Here is a 22,597-nt window from a genome sequence, read left to right on the forward strand (position 1 = left end):
CAATGGGTGAATTAGTTCCAGGCCAGCAGCAGGGCGCCGATGGCCACCGCGCCGAGCACCGGCCAAGGCTGCCCGTCTGCCCATTGGACCAGTGGTTGCCAGGTGAGTGCCACCGCCACGATCACCAGCCCTAGACGAAGGCGGCGCTGACGCCTGCCCTGGCCGTCGAGGCGGCGCTGGATGGCGCCGATGGCTTCGCTCTGGCGGCGCTGCTGCTGGTGGCCGTGTTCGGCTCGGGCCAAGGCCTGATGGGCGAGCACCGGCAGCTCGGGGAGCTGGCGGGAGAGTTCGGGCGCCTGGCGTTTCATGGATTCCCAGAGCCCTCGGGTGCCGGCGCGCTCCTTCATCCACTGTTCCAGGAACGGCTTGGCGGTGCTCCAGAGGTCGAGGTCGGGGTACAGCTGCCGCCCCAGGCCTTCGATGTTGAGCAGGGTCTTCTGCAGCAGCACCAGCTGCGGCTGCACCTCCATGTTGAAGCGCCGGGCGGTCTGGAACAGCCCCAGCAGCACCTGACCGAAGGAGATGTCCTTGAGCGGCTTCTCGAGGATCGGCTCGCAGACGGTGCGCACCGCGGCGGCGAACTCGTTGGCCCGGGTGTCTTCGCCGACCCAGCCCGACTCGATGTGCAGCGCCGCCACCTCGTAGTAGTCCTGGTGGAAGAAGGCCAGCAGGTTGCGTGCCAGGTAGTCCTGATCCTCGCGGGTCAGGCTGCCGACGATGCCGCAGTCGATGGCGATGTACTGGGGGTTCCAGGGTGCCTCGCGGGATACGAAGATGTTGCCCGGGTGCATGTCGGCATGGAAGAAGTTGTCGCGGAAGACCTGGGTGAAGAAGATCTCCACGCCGCGCTCGGCGAGCTTCTTGAGATCCGTGCCCTGTGCCTGAAGGGCGGCGGTATCCGCCACCGGCACGCCATGGATGCGCTCCTGGACCATCACCCGCCGGCGGGTCAGCGACCAGTGGATGGCCGGCACGAACAGCAGCGGTGAGCCCTTGAAGTTGCGTTTGAGCTGGGAGGTGTTGGCGGCCTCCTTGGTCAGGTCCAGTTCGTCGAACAGCGTCGATTCGTAGTCGCGGACTACCTCCACCGGACGCAGCCGGCGGGCCTCGGGGATGCGCGCCAGCACGCCGGCGAGGCGATACATCAGCGCCATGTCCTGGCGCATGACGCGCTCGATGCCGGGGCGAATGATCTTGACCACTACCTGGTCGCCGTCGTGCAGCCGTGCGGCGTGGACCTGGGCCACCGAGGCCGAGGCCAGTGGCTCGTGGGAGAACTCGTCGAAGGCCTCGTCCAGCGACATGCCGAGCTCTTCCTCGACCAGCGCCTGGGCGAGATGGCCGGGGAAGGGCGGCACCTGGTCCTGGAGGCGCCGCAGCTCGTCGCCGATGTCATCGGCGAACAGGTCGCGGCGCGTCGACAGCACCTGGCCGAACTTGACGTAGATCGGCCCCAGGCTTTCCAGCGCCAGGCGTAGCCGTTCGCCGCGGGGGCGCGGGCCGATGGGCACCAGGCGCAGCGGCGACAAGGCCAGCAGGCCACGCAGCCACCAGGGCAGTCGCTCTTGGGGTATCAGCGTATCCAGGCGGTAGCGGGTGACCACCCAGGCGATGCGCGCGAGCCGCCGGATCATGTGGGGTCTCCCTCCCGGGTCAGGCGTCGCCGCAGGCGTTCCAGCCGCGCCTCGAGGCGATCGGTGGCGACCTCAAGCTCGGTGAGATGGTCGCGCAGTCCCTCGAACTGGTGGCGGCCGGGCAGCCATCGAGCCTCCTCGAAGACGTACTCGGAGACGTCGGCACACAGTTCCTGGCGAGTGCGCAGGCCCCAGCGCCCGAGGTTGCGCATGCCCTCGGCGAGGCTGTGGGCGGGCACGTCGCCGAGCCAGCCGGCCAGTTCGCCCTCCCAGTCCAGGTCGAGGTCGAGCAGCAGGTCGCGAGTCGCCTCGAGCAGCGGGATATGGCCGCGCACGACGAGCTTGCCCTGGAACATCAGCCGTTCCACCGAGGCACCGCCGAGCAGCTCGCCGAGGGTCTCGGGGTCGAGCTCGACGACGGCGTCGAAGGCGTCATCGGGCTCGTCGTCCGGGCGCAGCAGGTCCACGCCCTGGGCGTGGTAGGCCATGGCCAGGACCAGCGGGGAAGACTCGAGGCGTACCAGCAGGCGCTGCCCGGCGAGTCTAGCCAGCCGGGCGGGTGCCGCGGGGTCGCGGGCGAGCAGGGCGTTGAGGCTGCGTTCGAGGCCGCCCAGCAGCAGGGTCGGTGTCAGCGCCATCTTATCCTCACAGCTTGATGCCGCGGTGCAGGGCGACGATGCCGCCGGTGAGGTCGGTGTACTCGACGCGCTCCAGGCCGGCGTCTTCCATCATGCCCTTCAGGGTGTCCTGATCGGGGTGCATGCGGATCGACTCGGTGAGATAGCGATAACTGTCACCGTCGCCGGCCACCAGCTCGCCCATGCGCGGCAGCAGCCGGAAGGAGTATTGATCATAGGCCTGGCTCAGCAGCGCATTGTTGGGTTTGGAGAATTCCAGCACCAGCAGTCGGCCGCCGGGCTTGAGCACCCGGGCCATGGAGCGCAGGGCGGCATCCTTGTCGGTGACGTTGCGCAGCCCGAAGGCGATGGTGATGCAGTCGAAGCTGTTGTCGGGGAAGGGCAGGGTCTCGGCGTTGGCCTGGACGTACTCGACGTTGCCGCCGACGCCCCGGTCGAGCAGCTTGTCGCGCCCGACCCGCAGCATGGATTCGTTGATGTCGGCCAGCACCACGCGCCCCCGGGGACCGACCAGCCGCGAGAACTTCAGCGTCAGGTCGCCGGTGCCACCGGCGATGTCGAGTACGCTGTGTCCGGGGCGGACGCCGGCGCGCTCGATGGTCAGGCGCTTCCAGACCCGGTGGATGCCGAACGACATCAGGTCGTTCATCACGTCGTAGCGGGCGGCCACGGAATGGAAGACGTCGGCCACGCGGGAGGCCTTCTCGTCGACCGGGACTTCCTGATAGCCGAAATGCGTGGTGCGCTTGTCGCTGGGGGTCATGCGGAGGAGGCTCCCGAGTCAGCTGCACAAAGAGGGGCGAGGCTCGGCGGCCCCGCGGGATGTGGCGCATTGTAGCGCCCCCCAGGGCCGCTTGTCTTGAAGGCGGAAAGAGGCGCCTTGCCGGGAGTTCATGTCGCCGCTGAGGCGGGAAACGAAAGGTCGGCGAGCGCAGGCACGTTTCTGATAAGGGCTATAGCTGCTTGATCTCGATGCCCAACGGCTCCCTGGTGGCGCCGGCCTCTTCCAGGCGCCGCAGGTAGTCGGCCCAGTTGGCCGCCTGATGCTCGATCAGCTCGTGCAGGTACTCCCAGCTGAAGAGGCCGCTGTCGTGGCCGTCGTCGAAGTGCAGCTTGAGCGCGTAGCGGCCGGTGCGGGTGATGTTAGCCAGGCCGACATGCCGCTTGCCGACCTGCAGGGTCTGCTGGCCGCGGCCGTGGCCGCGTACCTCGGCCGAGGGTGAGAAGACTCGCAGGTACTCCACCGATAGGCGGTGGCTCTCGCCGCCTGGGTAGGTCAGCTCCAGTTCACGGGCCTGCTGGTGGTAGTGCACGCGGGTGGGGATGGGGGCGGACATAAGCACCTCCGGTGCCGGGCTTCGCCCGGAGCTTCAGGCTGTCAGCGTTAAGCCATAAGCGGCCTTCAGCCAGCCCCGCATGTCGTGAGGTAGCGCAGTGCCACTTGCCGGCACTGCGCTACCGAAGGGGCTTATCGCTTAAGGCTTAAGGCTTAAGGCTGGGGGTTAGAGAATATACCGCGACAGGTCCTCGTCCATCGCCAGCTCGCCGAGCTGGGAGTCGACATAGGCGGCGTCGATGGTCAGCGGGTTGCCCAGGTCGCTGCCCTGGTAGGAAGCCTCCTCGAGCAGGCGTTCCATGACCGTGTGCAGGCGCCGCGCGCCGATGTTCTCGGTGCCTTCGTTGACCTTCCAGGCGATCTCGGCGATGCGTGCGATGCCGTCTTCGGTGAAGGTCACGTTCAGGCCCTCGGTGGCCATCAGCGCCTCGTACTGGCGCGTCAGCGCCGCGGAGGGCTCGGTGAGGATGCGCTTGAAGTCGTCCGGCGTCAGGGCGTTGAGCTCGACGCGAATCGGCAGGCGACCCTGCAGCTCGGGGATCAGATCCGACGGGCGTGCCAGATGGAAGGCGCCGGAGGCGATGAACAGGATGTGGTCGGTCTTCACCATGCCGTATTTGGTGGAGACGGTGGAGCCTTCGATCAGCGGCAACAGGTCGCGTTGAACGCCCTCGCGGGAGACCTCGCCGCCGCTGGACTGGCCGTTGCCCTTGGCGACCTTGTCGAGCTCGTCGAGGAACACGATGCCGTGCTGTTCGACGGATTCGATGGCGCGCTGCTTGATGTCGTCCTCGTTGACCAGCTTGGCGGCTTCCTCGTCGCGCAGCAGCGCGAAGGCATCCCCGACGGCCACCCGGCGGCTCTCGGTCTTCTGCTTGCCCATGCTGGAGAACATGTTCTGCAGTTGGCTGGTCATCTCTTCCATGCCCGGCGGGGTGGTGATGTCCATGCCCTGGCCCTGGGGCGTGACCTCGATGTCGATCTCCTTGTCATCGAGCTGCCCTTCACGGAGCTTCTTGCGGAACGACTGACGGGTGGCGTTCTCGGTGCGCGGTTCGTTCTCCTGACCACGGGGCGGCGGCAGCAGGGCGTCGAGGATGCGGTCCTCGGCGGCGTTTTCGGCACGATGGCCGACCTCTTCCTTGGCCTGCTCGCGGACCAGCTTGATGGCGGCCTCGGTGAGGTCGCGGATGATCGACTCGACGTCGCGGCCCACGTAGCCCACCTCGGTGAACTTGGTGGCCTCGATCTTGATGAAGGGCGCACGGGCCAGCTTGGCCAGGCGGCGGGCGATCTCGGTCTTGCCCACGCCGGTGGGGCCGATCATCAGGATGTTCTTGGGGGTGACTTCCTGACGCAGCTCGTCATCGAGCTGCATGCGGCGCCAGCGATTGCGCAGCGCCACGGCCACGGCGCGCTTGGCGTCCTGCTGGCCGATGATGAACTGGTCCAGGGCGTGGACGATCTCGCGCGGGGTCATCTGGGTCATGATCAGAGCTCTTCCAGCGTGACGTTGTGGTTGGTGAACACGCAGATGTCGCCGGCGATCTCCAGCGATTTCTCGGTGATCTCGCGGGGCGCAAGCTCGGTGTTGTCGAGCAGGGCGCGAGCCGCGGACAGGGCGAAGTTACCGCCGGAGCCGATGGCGATGATGCCGCGCTCGGGCTCCACCACATCGCCGTTGCCGGTGATGATCAGCGAGGCGTTCTTGTCGGCCACGGCCAGAAGCGCCTCGAGGCGGCGCAGGGCGCGGTCGGTGCGCCATTCCTTGGCCAGCTCTACGGCGGCCTTGGTCAGGTGGCCCTGATACTTCTCGAGCTGCGCCTCGAAACGCTCGAAGAGCGTGAAGGCGTCGGCGGTGCCACCCGCGAAACCGGCCAGTACCTGGCCGCGGTAGAGGCGACGCACCTTGCTGGCGTTGCCCTTCATCACGGTGTTGCCTAGCGACACCTGGCCATCGCCGGCGAGCGCCACCTGGTCGCCGCGACGCACGGAAACGATCGTGGTCATGGAGGGGACTCCTTGTGGGAGCGTTCGGCTCCCGATGACTTTGGAATGGTTGAACGAAGGGCGGGGGCGGAATGGCGGTGTTGCGTGGCACTCCACTCGCCGGGTTCGTGCAAGCGATTCCCCAGCGGCGCCGCGAAGGGCGGCGCCGTGCATGAGCTTCTGGGGAGGTGTGGGCGCCAGGCCCGGAATTCAAGCGCGGCGCATCACTGCAGCTGAATGAGCAGCGGTTCGATGCCTTGGGTGGACATCAGGTCGCGGGCACGAGACAGCTCGCCGCGGTCCTGGTAGGGGCCGACCTGAACACGGTGCCAGGTGGTGCCGTCGCCGGTCTGTACGTCGCTGACCTGGGCCAGCAGGCCGAAGTCCTTGAGGCGGCCGGCGAGTTCCTGGGCATCGCCGGTCTGGCGGAACGAGGCCGCCTGCAGCACGTAGCGCTTGCCGTCCTCGGCGCGCTGTGTCGTGTCTTCGTCCGGCGCGCTGTTGGCGGCGATCACCTGGGCGATGGGGTCGTCGGCGGCGGATGAGTCGGCATCGCTGTCCGCGTCGTCGGTGTCATCCTGGGCGGGGCGTGGAGGCGGCGTCGCGGTGGAGGATGACGCCTGCTCGCCGGGGGCGATCACCTCGGACTCCGGCAGCAGCGTGTAGAACTCGAAGGTCGGCATCGGCGGCTCGTCGGGGGGCGCCTTGCCACCCGTCGAGTCGGCCTGCTGTGAGGTCTCGCCGCTCGGCAGTGGCAGCGGCGAGGTCGCACTGTCCTGCCAGGGCGCGGTGCCATGCTGGTGCTGCGAGATCAAAAAGCCGGCGATCAGGCCGGCCAGCCCCCATAGCCAGCCCGGCACGCCGCGCCGCGGCGCGGCCTTGGCGGGGCGTCGTTGGTTATTGGTGGCGCCCTGTTTGCGGTTGGCGGCGGGCTTGCGGCTGGCCATGGCTTACATCTCCTCGGGGGCGCCGACGCCCATCAGATCCAGGCCGTTGCGCAGCACCTGGCGGGCGGCCAGGAACAGTGCCATGCGGGCATTGCGCAGGGCGTCGTCCTCGACCATCACCTTGACGGCGTTGTAGCAGGTGTGGAACTCGGCGGCGAGGTCGAGCAGGTACTGGGCGATCTGCTGCGGCTCGCGGCTGGCGGCGGCATGGGCCACCGTCTCCGGATAGCGAGCCAGGCGATTGATCAGCGCCTTCTCCTGATCGGACTCGAGCCGTGACAGGTGTTCCATGGCCAGCGGATGATCGAAGGCCTGGTCGGCCGCCTCGGCGCGGCGCTGCATGCTGCACACCCGCGCATGGGCGTACTGCACGTAGTAGACCGGGTTGTCGTTGGACTGCGAGCGGGCCAGGTCGATGTCGAAGGTCAGCTGGGAGTCGGCCCGGCGGGTCGCCAGGAAGAAGCGCGTGGCGTCGCGACCGACCTCGTCGATCAGGTCGCGCACGGTGACGTAGCTGCCGGCGCGCTTGGAGAGCTTCACCTCGACGCCGGAGCGGGTGACCATCACCATCTGGTGCAGCACGTAGTCCGGGAAGCCCTGGGGAATCTCGATCTCCAGCGCCTGCAGCCCGGCACGTACCCGAGTGATCGTGGAGTGGTGATCGGCGCCCTGCTCGTTGATCACGGTGGTGAAGCCGCGCTGCCACTTGTCCAGGTGGTAGGCCACGTCGGGCAGGAAGTAGGTGTAGTGGCCATCGGTTTTGCGCATCACCCGGTCCTTGTCGTCACCGAAGTCGGTGGTGCGCAGCCAGGTGGCGCCGTCCTGCTCGTAGGTGTGGCCCTTCTCGGCGAGGCGTTCGGCGGTGGCCGCCACCTTGCCGTCGCGATACAGCGAGGACTCCAGGAAGTAGACGTCGAACTCGACGCCGAAGGCGCGCAGGTCCAGGTCCTGCTCGCGGCGCAGGTAGGCCACGGCGAAGTCGCGGATGGCCTCGAGGTCGTCGGAGTCGGCGGCTGCGGTGACCTGGCGGTCGTCGGCGTGCACGGTGTCACCGGCCAGGTAGCCGTTGGCCACGTCGATGATGTAGCCGCCGCGATAGCCGTCGGCCGGCCAGCCAGCGTCCTCGGGATCGATGCCCTTGGCGCGGGCCTGCACCGACAGCGCGAGGTTGGAGATCTGCGCGCCGGCGTCGTTGTAGTAGAACTCGCGGGTGACCTCGAAGCCCACGGCCTCGAGCAGTCGACAGATGCTGTCGCCGATGGCCGCGCCGCGGCCGTGGCCGACGTGCAGCGGGCCGGTGGGGTTGGCGGAGACGAACTCCACCTGCACCTTCTGGCCCTGGCCGGTCAGGCTGCGGCCGAAGGTGTCGCCGGCGTCGAGGACCTGGCGCACCACCTGGGCGGCCGCGCCGGTGGCGGTGAAGAAGTTGACGAAGCCGGGGCCGGCGATCTCGACCCGGGACACGGCCTCGCTTTCCGGCAGCGCCGCGACCAGCGCCTCGGCCAACTCGCGGGGCTTCTTGCCGGCGGGCTTGGCCAGCATCAGCGCCAGGTTGGTGGCGTAGTCGCCGTGGGCCTTGTCCTTGGTGGGGTCGACCTTGATGGTCGGGGCGACCTCGGAGGGCAGGACGTCCTGGCGCTTGAGTTCGTCCAGGGCGCCCTCCAGCAGGGAGATGATGGTGTCTTTCATGGGGAGTCTGATGTCCTGTGGCGCGGGCGGGTCGAGCGCCCGTCGGCGGGCATTTGGCCGCACATTATCGACAATTGCGCGCGGGCTTTAAACCCTTGCCGGGTTCGGGGGTCGACGGGCGCTCGTGGCTAGGCCAGCGTCTGGGGATCGATGTCCAGTGACCAGCGTACCCGACGCGCGGCCGGCTCGGCCTCCAGCCAGGCGGTGAGCCAGGCGCCGGCCTCGTGGAGGCGGCTGCGTTTGTCGGCGCCGAGCATGAGCTGCAGGTGGTAGCGATTCTGGCGGCGCTCCATGGGGGCCGGGACCGGGCCCAGGCAATCCACCTCGAGTTGGCGCTCGGCGAGGCGTGTGCGCAGCGCCTCGGCGGCACGGCCGCCCAGCTCGGTGACGGCCGCCTCCTGGGGGGCCTCCAGGCGCAGTAGGGCCAGGAAGCGAAACGGCGGTAGGGCGGCGACGCGGCGCTCTTCCAGCAGCTGCTCGGCCAGGGCGTCGTAGCCTCGCGCCGACAGCAGGCGCAGGTGGGGGTCGTCGGCATGCATCGTCTGTACCAGCACGCGGCCGGGATGGGCGGCGCGCCCGGCGCGCCCGGCCACCTGCTCGAGCAGCTGGGCCGAGTGCTCCAGGGCGCGAAAATCGCTGGCATAGAGGCCGGCATCGGCGTTGACCACCACCACCAGGGTGACATGGGGCAGGTGGTGGCCCTTGGCCAGCATCTGGGTGCCGACCAGCAGACAGGGCTCACCGCGGCGCACCTCGGTAAGGGTCTGTTCCAGGGCATCGCGGCGCCGGGTGCTGTCGCGGTCGATGCGGTGCACCGGGGTGTCGGGGAAACGCTCGGCCAGGGTCTCCTCGCTGCGTTCGGTGCCGCTGCCCAGCGGGCGCAGGTCGGCGCTGCCGCACTCGGGGCAGGCGTCGGGCAGGGCGCGGCGTTGGTCGCAATGATGGCAGGACAGTAGCGACGGCTGGCGGTGCAGGGTCAGGCGGGCATCGCAGTGATCGCATTCGGCGAGCCAGCCGCAGGCGTGGCAGCTCAGGGTCGGGGCGAAGCCGCGGCGGTTGATGAACACCAGGACCTGATGGCCAGCGGCGAGGGTCTCCTCGATGGTCTCGAAGACCGGCGGGATCAGCCCGCCGCGGCGGGTGCGGCCGCGCAGGTCGACCAGTTCCAGCCGTGCCGGGGCGTGGCGGCTGGCGCGTTGGGTCAGACGCAGATGGCGATAGTCGCCACTCTGTGCCCGGTGCAGGGTCTCCAGCGACGGGGTGGCGCTGCCCAACACCAGCGGGATGCGGTGATGATGGGCGCGGGCCACGGCCAGGTCCCGGGCGTGGTAGCGCAGGCTCTCCTGCTGCTTGAAGGAACCATCGTGCTCCTCGTCGACGATGATCACGCCGGGGACGGACAGCGGCGTGAAGATCGCCGAGCGGGTGCCGATGACGATCGGTGCTCGACCGCTGGCGGCGGCCTCCCAGGCATCCAGGCGCTCGTGATCGGTGAGCCCCGAGTGCAGCGCCACCACCGGCACCCGGAAACGGCGCTTGAAGCGCGCCAAAGTCTGCGGCGTCAGGCCGATCTCGGGCACCAGCACCAGGGCCTGGCGGCCGCGGCCGACCACCGCCTCGATCAGCTGCAGATAGACCTCGGTCTTGCCGCTGCCGGTGACGCCGTGCAGCAGGCAGGGATGGTAGGCGTCGATGCCCTCGTGGAGGGCGGAGAGGGCGGCGGCCTGCTCGCGGTTGAGTGGCAGTACCGGTTCGGCCAGCAACGGCCCGGCCGAGTGGGCGGCGCCGGTGTGTGGCTCCTCATGCCGCGTGATCAGTGCCTTGCGTTCCAGCGCCTGTAGCTGGGCGCGCGTGAACGATTGGGCGAAGATGGCCGAGGCCAGCACGCCCTGGGGGTGCTGGCGCAACATGTTCAGCAGCTCGGCCTGGCGGGGCGCCCGGGCGAGGCTTTCCGGGGCCTCGTCGGTGCCGGCCTCGCTCACTCGCCAGCGTTCCCGGGTACGGGCCTCGAGGGCGCGGCCCTGGCGCAGCAGGGCGGGCAGGGCCTGATGCAGAGTGTCGCCCGGCGCGTGCTGGTAGTAGCGAGCGGCGAAGCGACACAGCCACAGCCAGTCGGCCGGCAGGGGGGCATCGTCGAGGCGGTCATCGATCGGCTTGAGCTTGTCGAGTGGCAGGTCGCTGTGGTCGCGGCATTCCACCACGATGCCGACGACCCGGCGCGGGCCGAAGGGCACCCGCACCCGCAGCCCGGGTTGCCAGCCGCCTTCCGGCGGCGTGCCGGAGGGGCGGTAGTCGAACAGGCGACGCAGCGGTGAGGGCACGGCGACGCCCAGTACGGCGGGGGAGGAAACGGACAATTGGCCTCCGAGGGCGGCTCTGCTAGAATGCTCGGCCGCCGCGTCACCCACGGTGGAGCGGCGCCCGGTTTGAATATTCAGACAACCCGTATGCGGTGCCTGGCATGAGATCAGGTGGCGGCATACAGCGTAGCGAGGCTCAAGATGAAACAAGGTATCCACCCGAATTACAAGACGGTCAGCGCGAGCTGCTCCTGCGGCGCTACCTTCGAGGTCAGCACCACCGCCGGCCAGGATCTGTCCCTGGACGTCTGCTCTCAGTGCCACCCCTTCTATACCGGCAAGCAGAAGCAGGCGACCACCGGTGGCCGCGTCGAGCGCTTCAACAAGCGTTTCGGTGCCGCGATCAAGCGCTGATGCGTCGCCGGCGAGACCATCGCCGGCCTGGCAAACAGCCAAAAAACCCGTCCTCGTGGCGGGTTTTTTTTGTGGCTCGTCGACACATGTCCGCGTCTCGACGAGGCCGCCGGAGTCGCTAGAGGGAAGGCGGAGAAAGTGACGATTCGTGGCGTCGAACGTCTTCGAATGAGGTTGCTGTATTGTGTAATTTTACTAAGTTGAGAAGTGGAAGTTTTTTTTATAATCTCTGCGCCCTTCACCTTCCCTCGAAACCGGATCCTGAGCATGACAGACGCGAAGAGACAGGCGGCACTGGACTATCACGCCAAACCCATTCCCGGGAAATTGTCGGTTGAGCTGACCAAGCCGACCGCCACATCCCGTGATCTCGCCTTGGCCTACAGTCCGGGCGTGGCCGAGCCGGTGCGTGAGATCGCCCAGGATCCGGAAAACGCCTATCTCTATACCGGCAAGGGCAACCTGGTGGCGGTGATCTCCGATGGCAGCGCCATCCTGGGGCTCGGCAACCTGGGGGCGCTGGCGAGTAAGCCGGTCATGGAAGGCAAGGGCGTGCTGTTCAAGCGCTTCGCCGGCATCAACTCCACCGATCTGGAAGTCAACGCCGAGAGCCCTCAGGCCTTCATCGACACCGTGGCGCGCATCGCCGACAGCTGGGGGGGCATCAACCTCGAGGACATCAAGGCACCGGAGTGCTTCGAGATCGAACGTGCGCTGGTCGAGCAGTGCCGCATCCCGGTCTTCCATGATGATCAGCATGGCACGGCCATCGTCACCGCGGCGGGCATGCTCAACGCCCTGGACATCGCCGGCAAGTCGTTGCCAGACGCGCAGATCGTGTGCCTCGGCGCCGGTGCTGCGGCGATCGCCTGCATGAAGCTGCTGGTGTCCTGCGGCGCCCGTGCCGAGAACCTGGTGATGCTGGATCGCAAGGGTGTGATCCATCGTGGCCGCGAGGATCTCAATCAGTACAAGGCGATGTTCGCGATCGAGACCGAGATGCGCACCCTGGATGACGCGATCGAGGGCGCCGATGTGTTCGTCGGCCTGTCTGGCCCGGGCCTGATGAGTGCCGATCACCTGCGCAAGATGGCCGACGATCCGGTGGTGTTCGCCTGCACCAATCCGGACCCGGAGATCTCCCCGGACCTGGCCCGGGAGACACGCTCCGACGTGATCATGGCCACCGGTCGCTCCGATTATCCGAATCAGGTCAACAATGTGCTGGGCTTCCCGTTCATCTTCCGCGGCGCCCTGGACGTTCGCGCGACGCGCATCAATGAGGAGATGAAGGTGGCCGCGGTGCACGCCCTCAAGGATCTGGCGCGGGAGCCCGTCCCCGAGTCGGTGCTGGAGGCCTACGAGCTCGAGAGCATGCGCTTCGGGCGTGACTACATCCTGCCGACGCCGGTGGACGTGCGGTTGCTCGAGCGGGTCTCCTCGGCCGTGGCACAGGCGGCGGTGGATTCCGGCGTGGCGCGCAAGCCCTATCCCTCGCACTATCCGCTGAAGACCGTGGACGACGTCTACGGTCGCTGAGCGAACGCGGCCTCCGACACGACGACGCCGGCCCTCGGGCCGGCGTCGTCGTGTCTGGCAGGCTGTCGCGGGCTACCAGTCGTAGAGCAGCGAGACGTTGGTGATGCGGTCGGTGCGTGCCGTGGCGTCGTCGGGCGGCCGCGAGTTGTGGTCGACCTCGTAGGAGATCTTGAGGGCCAAATGCTCATTGAGACGCGAGGTCAGGCTGGAGAGTGAGCGGGCGGTCAGGTTGCGCTCGGTGCCTTCCAGCGAGAGCTCCTGGGAGAGGCTCGCGCTCTCGGAGAATCGCCAGCGATAGTCCAGGGCGGTATAGGCCACGCCGAGCCGGCGGTCCTCGTCTCCGGGCACGCTGTCGATGCGATAACCGGGGCCGGCCTCCAGCGATAGCGTGTGATGCTCGTTGTCCAGGACCTGGCGGCCGTAGCCGCCGATCAGTGTGGCCTGGTAGTCGTAGCCGCTGAAGCGGTCGTCTTCCCAGCGGGCGAAGCCGAACAAGTAATGCGGGCCTTCGATGTCGTAGCGTTCGCGGGCCGCCAGCAGGTACTGCTCGGCGCTGGTGGCCTCGTCCTCGCTGACGTGGCGCGCCTCGCCACGCAGGCTGTGGGTGAAGGCGCCGCTCAACCACACGAGGCGTCCCTTGGCGATTAGGGTCTCGCTGTTGGTATTGCCCTTGAGCTGGGTGAAACCGAGCTCCGCCTCACCGCTCAAGGGCGGTGAGGCGTCCGCTGGCGCCGGCGGTGCATAGAAGAAGGAGGTGGCCGAGGCGCTGCCTGCCGTGATCAGCAGGCATAGCCCACAGGTGAACATCACCTTGGAGCGCATGGTGATTTCTCGCGGTTGGTTCGGTGGAGTCGGTATCGGCGCGGTGACGATGTCGTCGCCGCGCCGGTGAGGCAGCGGGCGTGGCTAGAAGATGGCCTCGTAGGCGCCGGTGCCTTGAGAACCGCTTTCCTGTTCCACGGCCTGATCGACGCGCCGCGGCTGGTAGCTGGGCAGGTGATCGGCGCGGAACAGTTCCTGCATGCCGCCGGGCTGGTCGTCGTGCAGCAGGCGGCCGGTGTCGGGGTCGACACGGCGATTGACCACGCCGTCGGGGCGTTCGGGCCAGTGCTCCGGCGTGCCCGCCAGGGCCTCGCCCATGAAGTCGATCCAGATCGGCAGGGCGGCCTGGGAGCCGTATTCCGCGGTCGAGCTGTTGTCGTCCTTGCCCACCCATACGGTGGTGGCCAGCTCGGTGTTAAAGCCGGCGAACCAGGCGTCACGCTGATCGTTGGTGGTGCCTGTCTTGCCGACGATGTCGCTACGCTCGAGGGATCGGGCGCGGCGGGCGGTGCCGCGTTCGACGACATCGCGCAGCATGTCGCGAATCAGGTAGTCGGCCGCCGGATCGACGATGCGCGGCGCGACCCGATAGGTCTTGCCGTCGCGCTCGACGGTTTGCTGGTCGGGGCTGCATTCGCGGCAGGCCACCATGGGGTCGGCTTCCTGGACCACGGTGCGGGCCTCGCCGCTGGTGATCTTCTCGATCAGCCAGGGGTCGATGTCGAAGCCACCGTTGGACAGCACCGCATAGCCGCGGGTCATCTCCAGCGGCGTCAGGCTGGTGGTGCCCAGCGCCAGCGACAGGGCGTGAGGTAGCCGCTCGGGGTCGAAGCCGAAGTTCTCGAGGAAGCCGATGGTTTGCTCGAGGCCCAGGGTCTGCAGCAGGCGGATGGTGACCAGGTTGCGCGAGTGGACGAGTCCTTCGCGCAGGCGGGTCGGGCCGAGGAAATTGCCCCCGGAGTTGTTGGGCCGCCACAGTTGGTTGCTGCCGTCCTCCATCACCACCGGGGCATCGTTGATGATGGTGGCCGGTGTCACCTCGCCGCTGTTCAGGCCCGCCAGATAGATGAAGGGTTTGAAGATCGAGCCCGCCTGGCGGCGCGCCTGGAGCGCGCGGTTGAACTTGCTGGCGTCGTAGTCGAAGCCGCCCTGCAAGGCCAGGATGGCGCCACTCTTGGGGTCCAGCACGACCAGCGAGCCCTGGGCGCCTGGCTGCTGGGAGAGGCGCCAGTCGCCGTTCTCACGCTGCAGGACGCGTACCAGGTCGCCGGCGCTGGCGATGTCGGCGGCCGAGTTCGGGGCCGCGCCGCGATAGTGGGCGTTGCGATAGGGCTGGGCCCAGTCGAGGCCATCCCAGGCCAGGGTGCGGACCTCGCCGCCGCGGGTCAGCACGCGCATCTCGCGGCCGTCGGTGTCCACCACGATGGCCGGTTCCAGTGGGCCCAGCACCGCGGTGCGATCCAGCACCTGCAGCCAGTTGCTGACGTCGCCATCGATGCCGGGGATCTCGGCCTGGCTGCGCTCGGCGGCCTGGCGAGCGGTGCTCATCACCTCGGGAGACTCGGCCAGCTCTTCCTCGAGCCCCTCGGGGTCGGTGTTTTCCTGGGCTTCCGCCAGGCTGCGGGGCACGTCGCTCTGCTCCGGGCCGCGCCAGCCGTGGCGGGTGTCGTAGGCGATCAGGCCGTTGGCCAACGCCAGGCGGGCCTTGGGCTGCAGCTCGCTGTCCAGGGTGGTGGTGATGCGGTAGCCACCGGTATAGGCATCGTCGAAACGCTCGACGGCATACTGACGGGCCATCTCGGCCACATAGTCGGCGGCAACCTCGGTCTTCGCCTGGTGGCGACGCGCGGTGACCGGCGCCTGAACGGCCTCGTCGTAGGCGGTCTGGTCGATATGGCCCAGGTCGCGCATGCGGAACAGGATCCAGTTGCGGCGGATCAGCGCGCGTTCGGCATTGGCCAGCGGATTGAGGGCCGAGGGGGCCTTGGGTAGACCGGCAAGCATCGCCTGTTGGGCCAGGGTCAGCTCCGCCAGCGGACGGTCGTAGTAGACCTCGGCCGCGGCGGCGATGCCGTAGGCGCGATGGCCGAGGAAGATCTTGTTGACGTAGAGCTCGAGGATCTCCGGCTTGCTGAGGATCTGCTCCATCTGCAGGGCCAGCAGGATCTCGCGGATCTTGCGCGTGAAGGTCTGGTCCCGGGTGAGCAGGTAGTTGCGGGCCACCTGCATGGTGATGGTGGAGCCCCCGGACTGGATGTCGCCGCCGCTGGCGGCCAGTTGGAAGGCGGCGCGGGCCAGGCCCTTGGGATCGACGCCATGGTGATCGAAGTAGGAGGCGTCCTCGGCGGCCATCAGTGCCTCGACCATGCCCTGTGGAATCTCGTCGTAGGTCACCGGCTGGCGGCGCTCCTCGCCGTACTCGCCGATCAGCTTGCCGTCACGGGTGAAGATACGCAGCGGGGTCTGCAGCTCGAAGCCCTGCAGCTGGCGGACGTCCGGCAGGCCGGGGGCGAAGTAGAGGGCGGCCCCGGCCACGGCCAGTACCGAAGCGGTGGATAGGGAAACCAGCAGCCAGAATGCCGAGAAGGCCAGGGTTCTGATGAACTTCATGAAAAAGCGGTATCCATGCGGTGAGCGAGTGCGAGATGGCAGGGACGCACTGAAGCGGAAATGTGCCGGCCATTATAGGAAGCCGTCAGCGCGACCACCAGCGTTGACGTCTGGCGACACCCGTTGGTGTGTGAATCGGGTAAGTCATGTAGCCTCGGGTTACACGGTTGGCATGGTGATGCCTGGAGAGTTTGGTTGAGAGCAGTCGTCATACTATAGCGCGACGTGTAACGAAGGTGGATCAGTCGGGAGTACGACCTTGAGGCGAATCGGGGCATCCGGTAAGGGGTTGATCGGCGTCGACATCACGTCGGCGACCGTCAAGCTCATCGAGCTCAAGTGGACCGGCGGGGCTTACCGCGTCGAGAGCTATGCCGTGCAGCCGCTGCGCGAGGGGGCCGTGGTAGAGCGGCGCATCCGCGACATCGGCGAGGTCGCGGATGCGCTCCAGCGCGCAGTGGACCATGCCAAGCCGACCAGCCGGCGCGTCTCGGTAGCGGTCCCCGCGAGCACGGCGATCACCAAGACCTTGACCCTGCCGGCGACGCTTTCCGATGAGGAGGTCGAGACCCGCATCCAGCTGGAATCGGACAAGCACATCCCTTTTCCGTTCAGCGAAGTGGCCTTCGATTTTCAGCGGCTCGGCCTCAACGAGCGCTATGCCGACCAGCAGGACGTGCTGCTGGTCGCCTGCCGTCAGCATGACATCGGCCAGCTGACAGAAACCGTGCGTCAGGTAGGTCTGACGCCGACCATGGTCGATGTCGAGACCTTCGCCATGGAGCGCGTCTACACGGAGCTCGCGGCCCAGCTGCCGTCCACCGTGACCGAGGAGGGCGACGTGGCGCTGGTGGATATCGGGTCGAGCATGAATGCCTTCCACGTCTTGCACGATGGGCGGATCATCTACAGCCGGGATACCGTCTTCGGCGGTCGGATGTTGACCGAGGAGATCCGGCACCGCTACGGGCTCAGCCTCGAGGAGGCGGGCCTGGCCAAGAAGCGCGGCGGGTTGCCGGACGATTACTCGCAGAGCGTCCTCGAGCCCTTCCTCGAGACCCTGGTGCAGCAGGTCGGGCGCTCGTTGCAGCTCTACTACACGTCCGGCCGTAAGCGGGAGGTGCGCCGTATGCTCCTGGCCGGCGGTACCGGTGTGCTGCCTGGCCTGGCGAAACGCCTCGCCGAGGAGACGGGCATGGAGGTGGTGACCGCCGACCCTCTGCGACGCATGACGATGGGCTCGCGAGTCGATGAGCAGGGTCTGGTCAGCGATGCCCCGGCGATGCTGACGGCCTGCGGGTTGGCGATGAGGGTGCGCGGATGAACATCGACATCAACCTCTTGCCCTGGCGTGAGGCGCGGCGACAGCAGCGCAGCCAGCGCTTCTATCTGGCCCTGGGGCTTTCCGCCCTGGTCGGCCTGGGAGGCGGCTATGGTGTGAACTGGTGCTACGAGCGGCAGTTGGTGGCCCAGCAACAGCGCCATGAGTTGATTCGTCAGCGCACCGCCGAGCTGGACCGCGATATTCGTACCGTCAGCGAGTACGAGGCGCGGCTCGATACCCTCGAGCGGCGTATCGAGGTGCTGCGAGTGCTGCAGGCCGAGCGCCCCCAGACGGTTCATGTCTTCAATGCCCTGGCGGCGAGCCTCGAGCAGGGCGTTCATTACGCGAGCCTCCAGCGCGAGGGCGACCAGCTGCGCCTGACCGGCCTGGCCGAGGACAACCACCGCGTCTCGGCCCAGCTGCGGGCCCTGGAGGCCTCGCCGGTGCTCGACGTGCCGGTGCTGGCCGAGGTGGAGGCCGCTGAGGGCGAGCGCCGTTTCGACCTCAGCGTCGGCCAGCACATGCCGGAGGATGCCGACGAGGCCCGACGCCAGGAGGAAGCGCCATGAATCTCGCCACCGAATGGCGCCGCCTGAAGGAGGTGGAGCCGGGCGAACTCGACATCAAGGAGGCCGGCGGCTGGCCCTTCCTGTTGCAGCTGCTGTGCTGCCTGCTGGCGGCCGGGCTGACCTTCGCCGGCGTCTACTGGTACATGGCGGCCCCCGCGGCTCGCGAGCTGGAAGATGCTCGCCAACAGGAGGTGAGCCTGTTGCGCGACTACCGCAGCAAGGCGGCCCAGGCGGCGCATCTGCCCGGGGTGCGTGAACAGGTCGAGGCGCTGGATGGACATCTGGAGGTGCTGGTCGACATGTTGCCGAGCGGCCCCGAGATTCCGTCGCTGATCGACGACATCAACGAGGCGGCGATCGACAATCAGCTGACCATCGATGCCATCCGGCTGCGCGACGCCGTCGAGCGGGAGTTCTACGTGGAACGCCCGTTCGATATCCGGGTGCGGGGCGATTACCATCGCATCGGATCCTTCGTCGCCGCCGTCGCCGATTTGCCACGCATCGTCACCCAGCATGATTTCACGCTCGAACCCGCGGAGGGGGGAGGCCTGGCGTTGTCGATGCTGGCGCGGACCTACAGCTATCGGCCGCCGCAAGCGGCGTCGGGCGACGAGGGGGCGCCATGAGGCACGCAGGAAATGGCCTGGCCTTGCTGGGGCTTGCGCTGCTGCTCGGCGCCTGCCGCGACGCGGGCACCGGCGAGCTCGAGCAGGAGCTGGCGACGCTGCGGGTCGATCCCGGCGAGCTGGTCCTGGCGCCAGTGCCGCCGCTGCCGGACTATCGCGCCGTCGATTACCGCTTCGCCGATCGGCGCAGCCCCTTCCAGGCGGCGTTGCCGGAGCGTCGGCTGATGTCGGTAGGCGATGCCGACCTGGCGCCGGACGACGCCCGGTCGCCGGAGCCGCTGGAGGCCTATGAACTCGAACAGTTGGACTTGGTGGGGATACTCACCGTGGGCGGCACACCCTCGGCCCTGATCAGGGCGCCGGGCGGCAAGGTTCACCGGCTGCGCGTCGGCGATCACATGGGCTCGGACTTCGGGCGCATCGTCGATATCGCCTCCGCGACGGTGAAACTGGTCGAGATCGTGCCCGCCGGGCAAGGCGCCTGGATCGAACGCAGTACCCAGCTGCTGCTGGATGGCTAGACACAACGAACAAGCCCGGCCAGCGAAGGCGGGGGCAGGAAAGGGTAGGAGACCATGATGTCGATGATACGAGCGCTCGCGACCCTGGTGATGCTGGCGGTATCGGCCTTTGCCATGGCGGCCGAGCCGAGCATTACCGATATCGATTTCCGGCGTGGTGAAGACGGCGCCGGGCGCGTGGTGGTGTCCTTCGATCGCACTGGCGTGGACGCGCGGGTCACCGAGAGCGGGCGTTCGGACATCGTCGCCCGGTTGCCGGGAGCCCGCCTGCCGGACGCGCTCGACCAGGTCTACGATGTCACCGACTTCGGGACGCCGCTGCGTCGCATCACGCCCCGCGCCGGTCGGGACGGCGTCACGCTGGAGATCCAGGGGCGTGGCGACTTCGCCATGCTGTCGGCGCAAGAGGGTCGCCAGTTGAGCATCTCGGCCCAGCCGGTCACGGCCCAGCAGAATGATCGCCAGGCGCGCGAATCGTCGTCCTATAGCGGTGAGCGAATCACCCTGAACTTCCAGGACATCGAGGTGCGTTCGGTGCTGGCGATCATCGGCGACTTCACCGGGCTGAACCTGGTGGCCAGCGACAGCGTCACCGGTCGGGTCACCCTCAACCTCCAGGACGTGCCCTGGGACCAGGCGCTGGACCTGGTGCTCAAGAGCCACGGGTTGGCCAGCCGGCAGGAGGATGGCGTCATCGTGGTGGCCCCGGCCGAGGAACTGGCGGCCCGCGAGCGGCTGGAGCTGCAGACCCGCGAACAACTGGAGACGCTGGCCCCACTGGAGACGCAGTACATCCAGGTCAAGTATGCCAAGGCCGAGGATCTCGCCCAGTTGCTGCGTGGCGAGAGCGGTGGCGGCGGGGCGAACGGCTTCGGGCTGCTTACCGAACGCGGTCGCGTCGCCGTGGATCCGCGCACCAATACCCTGTTGATTCAGGACACCGCCGAGCAGATCGGCCAGATCATGGAGACCCTGGAGCGGCTCGACGTGGCGGTGCGCCAGGTGCAGATCGAGGCACGGATCGTCATCGCCCGGGATAGCGCTACCCGCGAGCTGGGCGTCAGCTGGGGGCTGTCCAACAATGAGGGTGACCCGTCCAACGGGCTCAACGCCGGCGGGGCCTCGTCGGGTGTCGCCGACAACGGCGGCTTGTCGGTCGACCTGGGCGACGCCGTCGAGCCGTCGACCGCCTTCAGCTTCGGTTACCTCTCCGGTGACGTGCTGCTCGACCTGGAGCTGCGTGCGCTGGAAAGCGAAGGCAAGAGCCAGACCATCTCTCAGCCGAGGGTGATCACCGCCAATCAGCGAACCGCGACGATCAAGCAGGGGACCGAGATTCCCTATCAGGAATCGACCTCCAGCGGGGCCACCGATACCGAGTTCAAGGAGGCGGTGCTGTCGCTGGAGGTGACGCCGCAGATCACGCCGGACAACCGCATCATCATGGACCTGGCGATCAATAATGACACCGTGGCCGATCAGTCCTTCAATGGCGCGCCGGCCATCGATACCAACGAGATCAACACCCAGGTGCTGGTGAACAACGGCGAGACCGTGGTGCTGGGTGGCATCCTGACCACCGAACAGGTGCGCAGCCTGTTCAAGACGCCCCTGCTGGGCGATATTCCGGTGCTCGGAAGCCTCTTCCGCTATACCGAGGAGTCGAACGATAAGGTAGAGTTGCTGGTATTCATCACGCCCCGAATACTGGATGACAACCTGGCGATTCGCTGATGCCGGCACTACCCAACCTGATATTGATCGGCCCCATGGGGGCCGGAAAGAGCACCATCGGCCGCCTTCTGGCGGCCGAGCTATCCCGCCGCTTCTATGACAGCGACCACCAGATACAGGATCGTTGCGGTGCCGACATCCCGTGGATCTTCGACGTCGAGGGCGAGGCGGGCTTCCGCGACCGCGAGACGCAGATGATCGGCGAGCTGTCCGCGCTGGGCAGCGTGGTCATCGCCACCGGAGGTGGTGCGGTGCTGCGCGAGGAGAACCGGCGCCTGCTGCGCGACAGCGGTAGCGTGATTTATCTCTACACCACCGTCGAGCAGCAGCTGCGGCGCACCGCGAAGGATCGCAATCGCCCCCTGCTGCAGCGTGACGATAAGGCGCAGGTGCTCGAGCAGATGTTCGGGCAGCGCGACCCACTCTATCGGGCCACCGCCGATATCGTGGTGCGTACCGACCGCCGTGGCCCGCGGGCCGTGGTCAACGAGATCGTGCGCCGCATCGAGCGGCTGATCGACCCCCTGCATTGCAAGGCATGAACATGACTTCCACCCTCGATGCCCGGCGAACCCTGACGGTCGCGCTCGGCGAGCGTAGCTACCCCATCCATATCGGCCCCGGCCTGCTCGACGATGCCCGGCGCTTGCGGCCGTATCTCGCCGGGCGCCAGGTGATGATCGTCACCAACGAGACGCTGGCGCCGCTGTACCTGGAACGGCTCAAGGCCGGCCTGGACGATGACCTGACGGTGCGCGAGGTGGTGCTGCCGGATGGTGAATCGACCAAGACCCTGGCCAGTGTCGAGCGTATCTGGGATGCCCTGCTCGAGGCCGGCTTCAATCGGCGCTGCACCCTGGTGGCCCTGGGGGGCGGCGTGATCGGTGATATGACCGGCTATGCGGCGGCCTGCTATCAGCGTGGCGTGGCCTTCGTGCAGTTGCCGACCACCCTGCTGTCCCAGGTGGACTCCTCGGTGGGTGGCAAGACCGGCGTCAATCATCCGCGTGGCAAGAACATGATCGGCGCCTTCTGGCAGCCCCGGGCGGTGCTGATCGATACCGACACCCTCGCGACCCTGCCGGCCCGCGAGCTGTCCGCCGGCCTGGCCGAGGTCATCAAGTATGGGCTGATCCGCGACGCCGACTTCCTGGCCTGGTTGGAGGCGAACATGGCGGCGCTGCGCGGCCTCGACGCCGCGACGCTGACCCAGGCGATCGAGCGCAGCTGTCGCCTCAAGGCCGAGATCGTCGCCGAGGACGAGACCGAGCAGGGGGTCCGGGCGCTGCTCAACCTGGGGCATACCTTCGGGCACGCCATCGAGACGCATCAGGGCTATGGTCGCTGGCTGCACGGCGAGGCGGTGGGGGTCGGCATGCTGCTGGCGGCCGAGTTGTCGCAGCGCTTGGGCTGGCTGTCCCAGGACGAGGTGGCGCGCACCCGGGCGGTCCTGGCGGCGGCGGCGCTGCCGCTGGCGGCGCCCGGTGACATGACGCCGGAAGACTTCCTGGCGATCATGCGCCTCGACAAGAAGAACCTCGATGAACGACTGCGATTGATCCTGCTCAGGCGGCTGGGTGATGCCTGCCTGTATGACGAGACGCCTTCCGAGACGCTGATGACGCTATTGGAGACCTTCCCGCGCCGCTGATCGACGCCTCTCGAGTGCCACACCCCGACGCCCGCTGCCCTGCAGCGGGCGTCGTCGTTCATGGGGAGTGAGCGACGTCCTCGCCGGTGCAATACGTGAATCTGCATGCCGTATGCAGTATCGGTATGGGGAAAAGTCGGGTGTTGCGACTAAAGTATGAATCCTGATTAGGCTGGTGGGCGTGTCGAGGTGATGCGGTGCAACTCGTTGAGTTGACGTATTTTTTTTATTGAATGGTGTGTCAAGTAGCG

At 67.6% G+C, this 22,597-nt stretch carries 20 protein-coding genes; 9 read left to right on the plus strand and 11 right to left on the minus strand.

Going from position 1 to position 22,597, the window contains the following annotated elements; all coding sequences use genetic code 11:
* Nucleotides 1-11 precede the first annotated feature (11 nt).
* From ubiB to ETC07_RS04735, 9 genes are all read right to left on the minus strand, one after another.
* Nucleotides 12-1,634, minus strand: a complete 1,623-nt coding sequence (ubiB, locus tag ETC07_RS04695; RefSeq protein ID WP_136247356.1) for a ubiquinone biosynthesis regulatory protein kinase UbiB — start codon at nucleotides 1,632-1,634, stop codon at nucleotides 12-14.
* Complete coding sequence (locus ETC07_RS04700) at nucleotides 1,631-2,272, minus strand: ubiquinone biosynthesis accessory factor UbiJ (protein ID WP_136247357.1); 642 nt, start codon at nucleotides 2,270-2,272, stop codon at nucleotides 1,631-1,633. The genes ubiB and ETC07_RS04700 overlap by 4 nt, the downstream gene beginning before the upstream one ends.
* Before the next feature lie 7 nt (nucleotides 2,273-2,279).
* Nucleotides 2,280-3,035 carry a bifunctional demethylmenaquinone methyltransferase/2-methoxy-6-polyprenyl-1,4-benzoquinol methylase UbiE gene (gene ubiE, locus ETC07_RS04705; protein WP_136247358.1) on the minus strand — a complete coding sequence of 252 codons (756 nt, stop codon included), beginning with the start codon at nucleotides 3,033-3,035 and terminating at the stop codon, nucleotides 2,280-2,282.
* A gap of 190 nt (nucleotides 3,036-3,225) precedes the next feature.
* Complete coding sequence (locus ETC07_RS04710) at nucleotides 3,226-3,609, minus strand: gamma-butyrobetaine hydroxylase family protein (protein ID WP_136247359.1); 384 nt, start codon at nucleotides 3,607-3,609, stop codon at nucleotides 3,226-3,228.
* A 165-nt stretch (nucleotides 3,610-3,774) separates the two neighbouring features.
* Entirely contained in the window at nucleotides 3,775-5,097 is a 1,323-nt protein-coding gene (gene hslU, locus ETC07_RS04715) for an ATP-dependent protease ATPase subunit HslU (RefSeq protein ID WP_136247360.1), read from the minus strand.
* 2 nt (nucleotides 5,098-5,099) lie between these two features.
* The gene (gene hslV, locus ETC07_RS04720; protein WP_136247361.1) at nucleotides 5,100-5,618 is read right to left on the minus strand and encodes an ATP-dependent protease subunit HslV; all 519 of its coding nucleotides are present in this window, start codon (nucleotides 5,616-5,618) and stop codon (nucleotides 5,100-5,102) included.
* Between the two features lie 203 nt (nucleotides 5,619-5,821).
* Entirely contained in the window at nucleotides 5,822-6,544 is a 723-nt protein-coding gene (locus ETC07_RS04725) for an SPOR domain-containing protein (RefSeq protein ID WP_136247362.1), read from the minus strand.
* A gap of 3 nt (nucleotides 6,545-6,547) precedes the next feature.
* Nucleotides 6,548-8,233 carry an arginine--tRNA ligase gene (argS, locus tag ETC07_RS04730; protein WP_136247363.1) on the minus strand — a complete coding sequence of 562 codons (1,686 nt, stop codon included), beginning with the start codon at nucleotides 8,231-8,233 and terminating at the stop codon, nucleotides 6,548-6,550.
* A gap of 128 nt (nucleotides 8,234-8,361) precedes the next feature.
* On the minus strand, nucleotides 8,362-10,590 hold the full coding sequence (locus ETC07_RS04735; RefSeq protein WP_136247364.1) for a primosomal protein N': 2,229 nt from the start codon (nucleotides 10,588-10,590) through the stop codon (nucleotides 8,362-8,364).
* Between the two features lie 144 nt (nucleotides 10,591-10,734).
* Here ETC07_RS04735 and rpmE point away from each other — a divergent pair, with 144 nt between their 5' ends.
* Together rpmE and ETC07_RS04745 are read left to right on the plus strand one after the other, a co-directional pair.
* Nucleotides 10,735-10,947 carry a 50S ribosomal protein L31 gene (rpmE, locus tag ETC07_RS04740; protein ID WP_136247365.1) on the plus strand — a complete coding sequence of 71 codons (213 nt, stop codon included), beginning with the start codon at nucleotides 10,735-10,737 and terminating at the stop codon, nucleotides 10,945-10,947.
* Between the two features lie 267 nt (nucleotides 10,948-11,214).
* Nucleotides 11,215-12,486 (plus strand): malic enzyme-like NAD(P)-binding protein, encoded by a 1,272-nt coding sequence (locus ETC07_RS04745; protein ID WP_136247366.1) that lies wholly within the window; start codon nucleotides 11,215-11,217, stop codon nucleotides 12,484-12,486.
* Between the two features lie 72 nt (nucleotides 12,487-12,558).
* Here the strand turns inward: ETC07_RS04745 and ETC07_RS04750 are convergent, their stop codons facing one another.
* Together ETC07_RS04750 and ETC07_RS04755 are read right to left on the minus strand one after the other, a co-directional pair.
* Complete coding sequence (locus tag ETC07_RS04750) at nucleotides 12,559-13,308, minus strand: DUF481 domain-containing protein (protein WP_136247367.1); 750 nt, start codon at nucleotides 13,306-13,308, stop codon at nucleotides 12,559-12,561.
* 84 nt (nucleotides 13,309-13,392) lie between these two features.
* Nucleotides 13,393-15,918 (minus strand): penicillin-binding protein 1A, encoded by a 2,526-nt coding sequence (locus ETC07_RS04755; protein WP_136247368.1) that lies wholly within the window; start codon nucleotides 15,916-15,918, stop codon nucleotides 13,393-13,395.
* Nucleotides 15,919-16,177: 259 nt separating this feature from the next.
* Here ETC07_RS04755 and pilM point away from each other — a divergent pair, with 259 nt between their 5' ends.
* The 7 genes from pilM to aroB are packed head-to-tail and all read left to right on the plus strand — an operon-like array spanning nucleotide 16,178 to nucleotide 22,346.
* Nucleotides 16,178-17,242 (plus strand): type IV pilus assembly protein PilM, encoded by a 1,065-nt coding sequence (gene pilM, locus ETC07_RS04760; RefSeq protein ID WP_205742507.1) that lies wholly within the window; start codon nucleotides 16,178-16,180, stop codon nucleotides 17,240-17,242.
* Nucleotides 17,239-17,811, plus strand: coding sequence for a PilN domain-containing protein (locus tag ETC07_RS04765; RefSeq protein ID WP_136247369.1), 573 nt, complete (start codon nucleotides 17,239-17,241; stop codon nucleotides 17,809-17,811). The genes pilM and ETC07_RS04765 overlap by 4 nt, the downstream gene beginning before the upstream one ends.
* Nucleotides 17,808-18,440, plus strand: coding sequence for a type IV pilus inner membrane component PilO (locus ETC07_RS04770; protein WP_136247370.1), 633 nt, complete (start codon nucleotides 17,808-17,810; stop codon nucleotides 18,438-18,440). The genes ETC07_RS04765 and ETC07_RS04770 overlap by 4 nt, the downstream gene beginning before the upstream one ends.
* Complete coding sequence (locus ETC07_RS04775) at nucleotides 18,437-18,961, plus strand: pilus assembly protein PilP (RefSeq protein WP_136247371.1); 525 nt, start codon at nucleotides 18,437-18,439, stop codon at nucleotides 18,959-18,961. Before ETC07_RS04770 ends, ETC07_RS04775 begins: the two co-directional genes overlap by 4 nt.
* A gap of 57 nt (nucleotides 18,962-19,018) precedes the next feature.
* Nucleotides 19,019-20,695, plus strand: coding sequence for a type IV pilus secretin PilQ (locus ETC07_RS04780; RefSeq protein ID WP_240724560.1), 1,677 nt, complete (start codon nucleotides 19,019-19,021; stop codon nucleotides 20,693-20,695).
* A complete protein-coding gene (gene aroK, locus ETC07_RS04785) occupies nucleotides 20,695-21,237 on the plus strand; it encodes a shikimate kinase AroK (RefSeq protein WP_136247372.1) in 543 nt (180 codons plus the stop codon). The genes ETC07_RS04780 and aroK overlap by 1 nt, the downstream gene beginning before the upstream one ends.
* A gap of 2 nt (nucleotides 21,238-21,239) precedes the next feature.
* Nucleotides 21,240-22,346: a 3-dehydroquinate synthase gene (gene aroB, locus ETC07_RS04790; RefSeq protein WP_136247373.1), complete on the plus strand. Its 1,107-nt coding sequence runs from the start codon at nucleotides 21,240-21,242 to the stop codon at nucleotides 22,344-22,346.
* Nucleotides 22,347-22,597 lie beyond the last annotated feature (251 nt).

Source organism: Halomonas borealis (assembly GCF_004798905.1).
In the GTDB taxonomy this organism is placed as follows: Bacteria; Pseudomonadota; Gammaproteobacteria; order Pseudomonadales; family Halomonadaceae; genus Halomonas; species Halomonas borealis.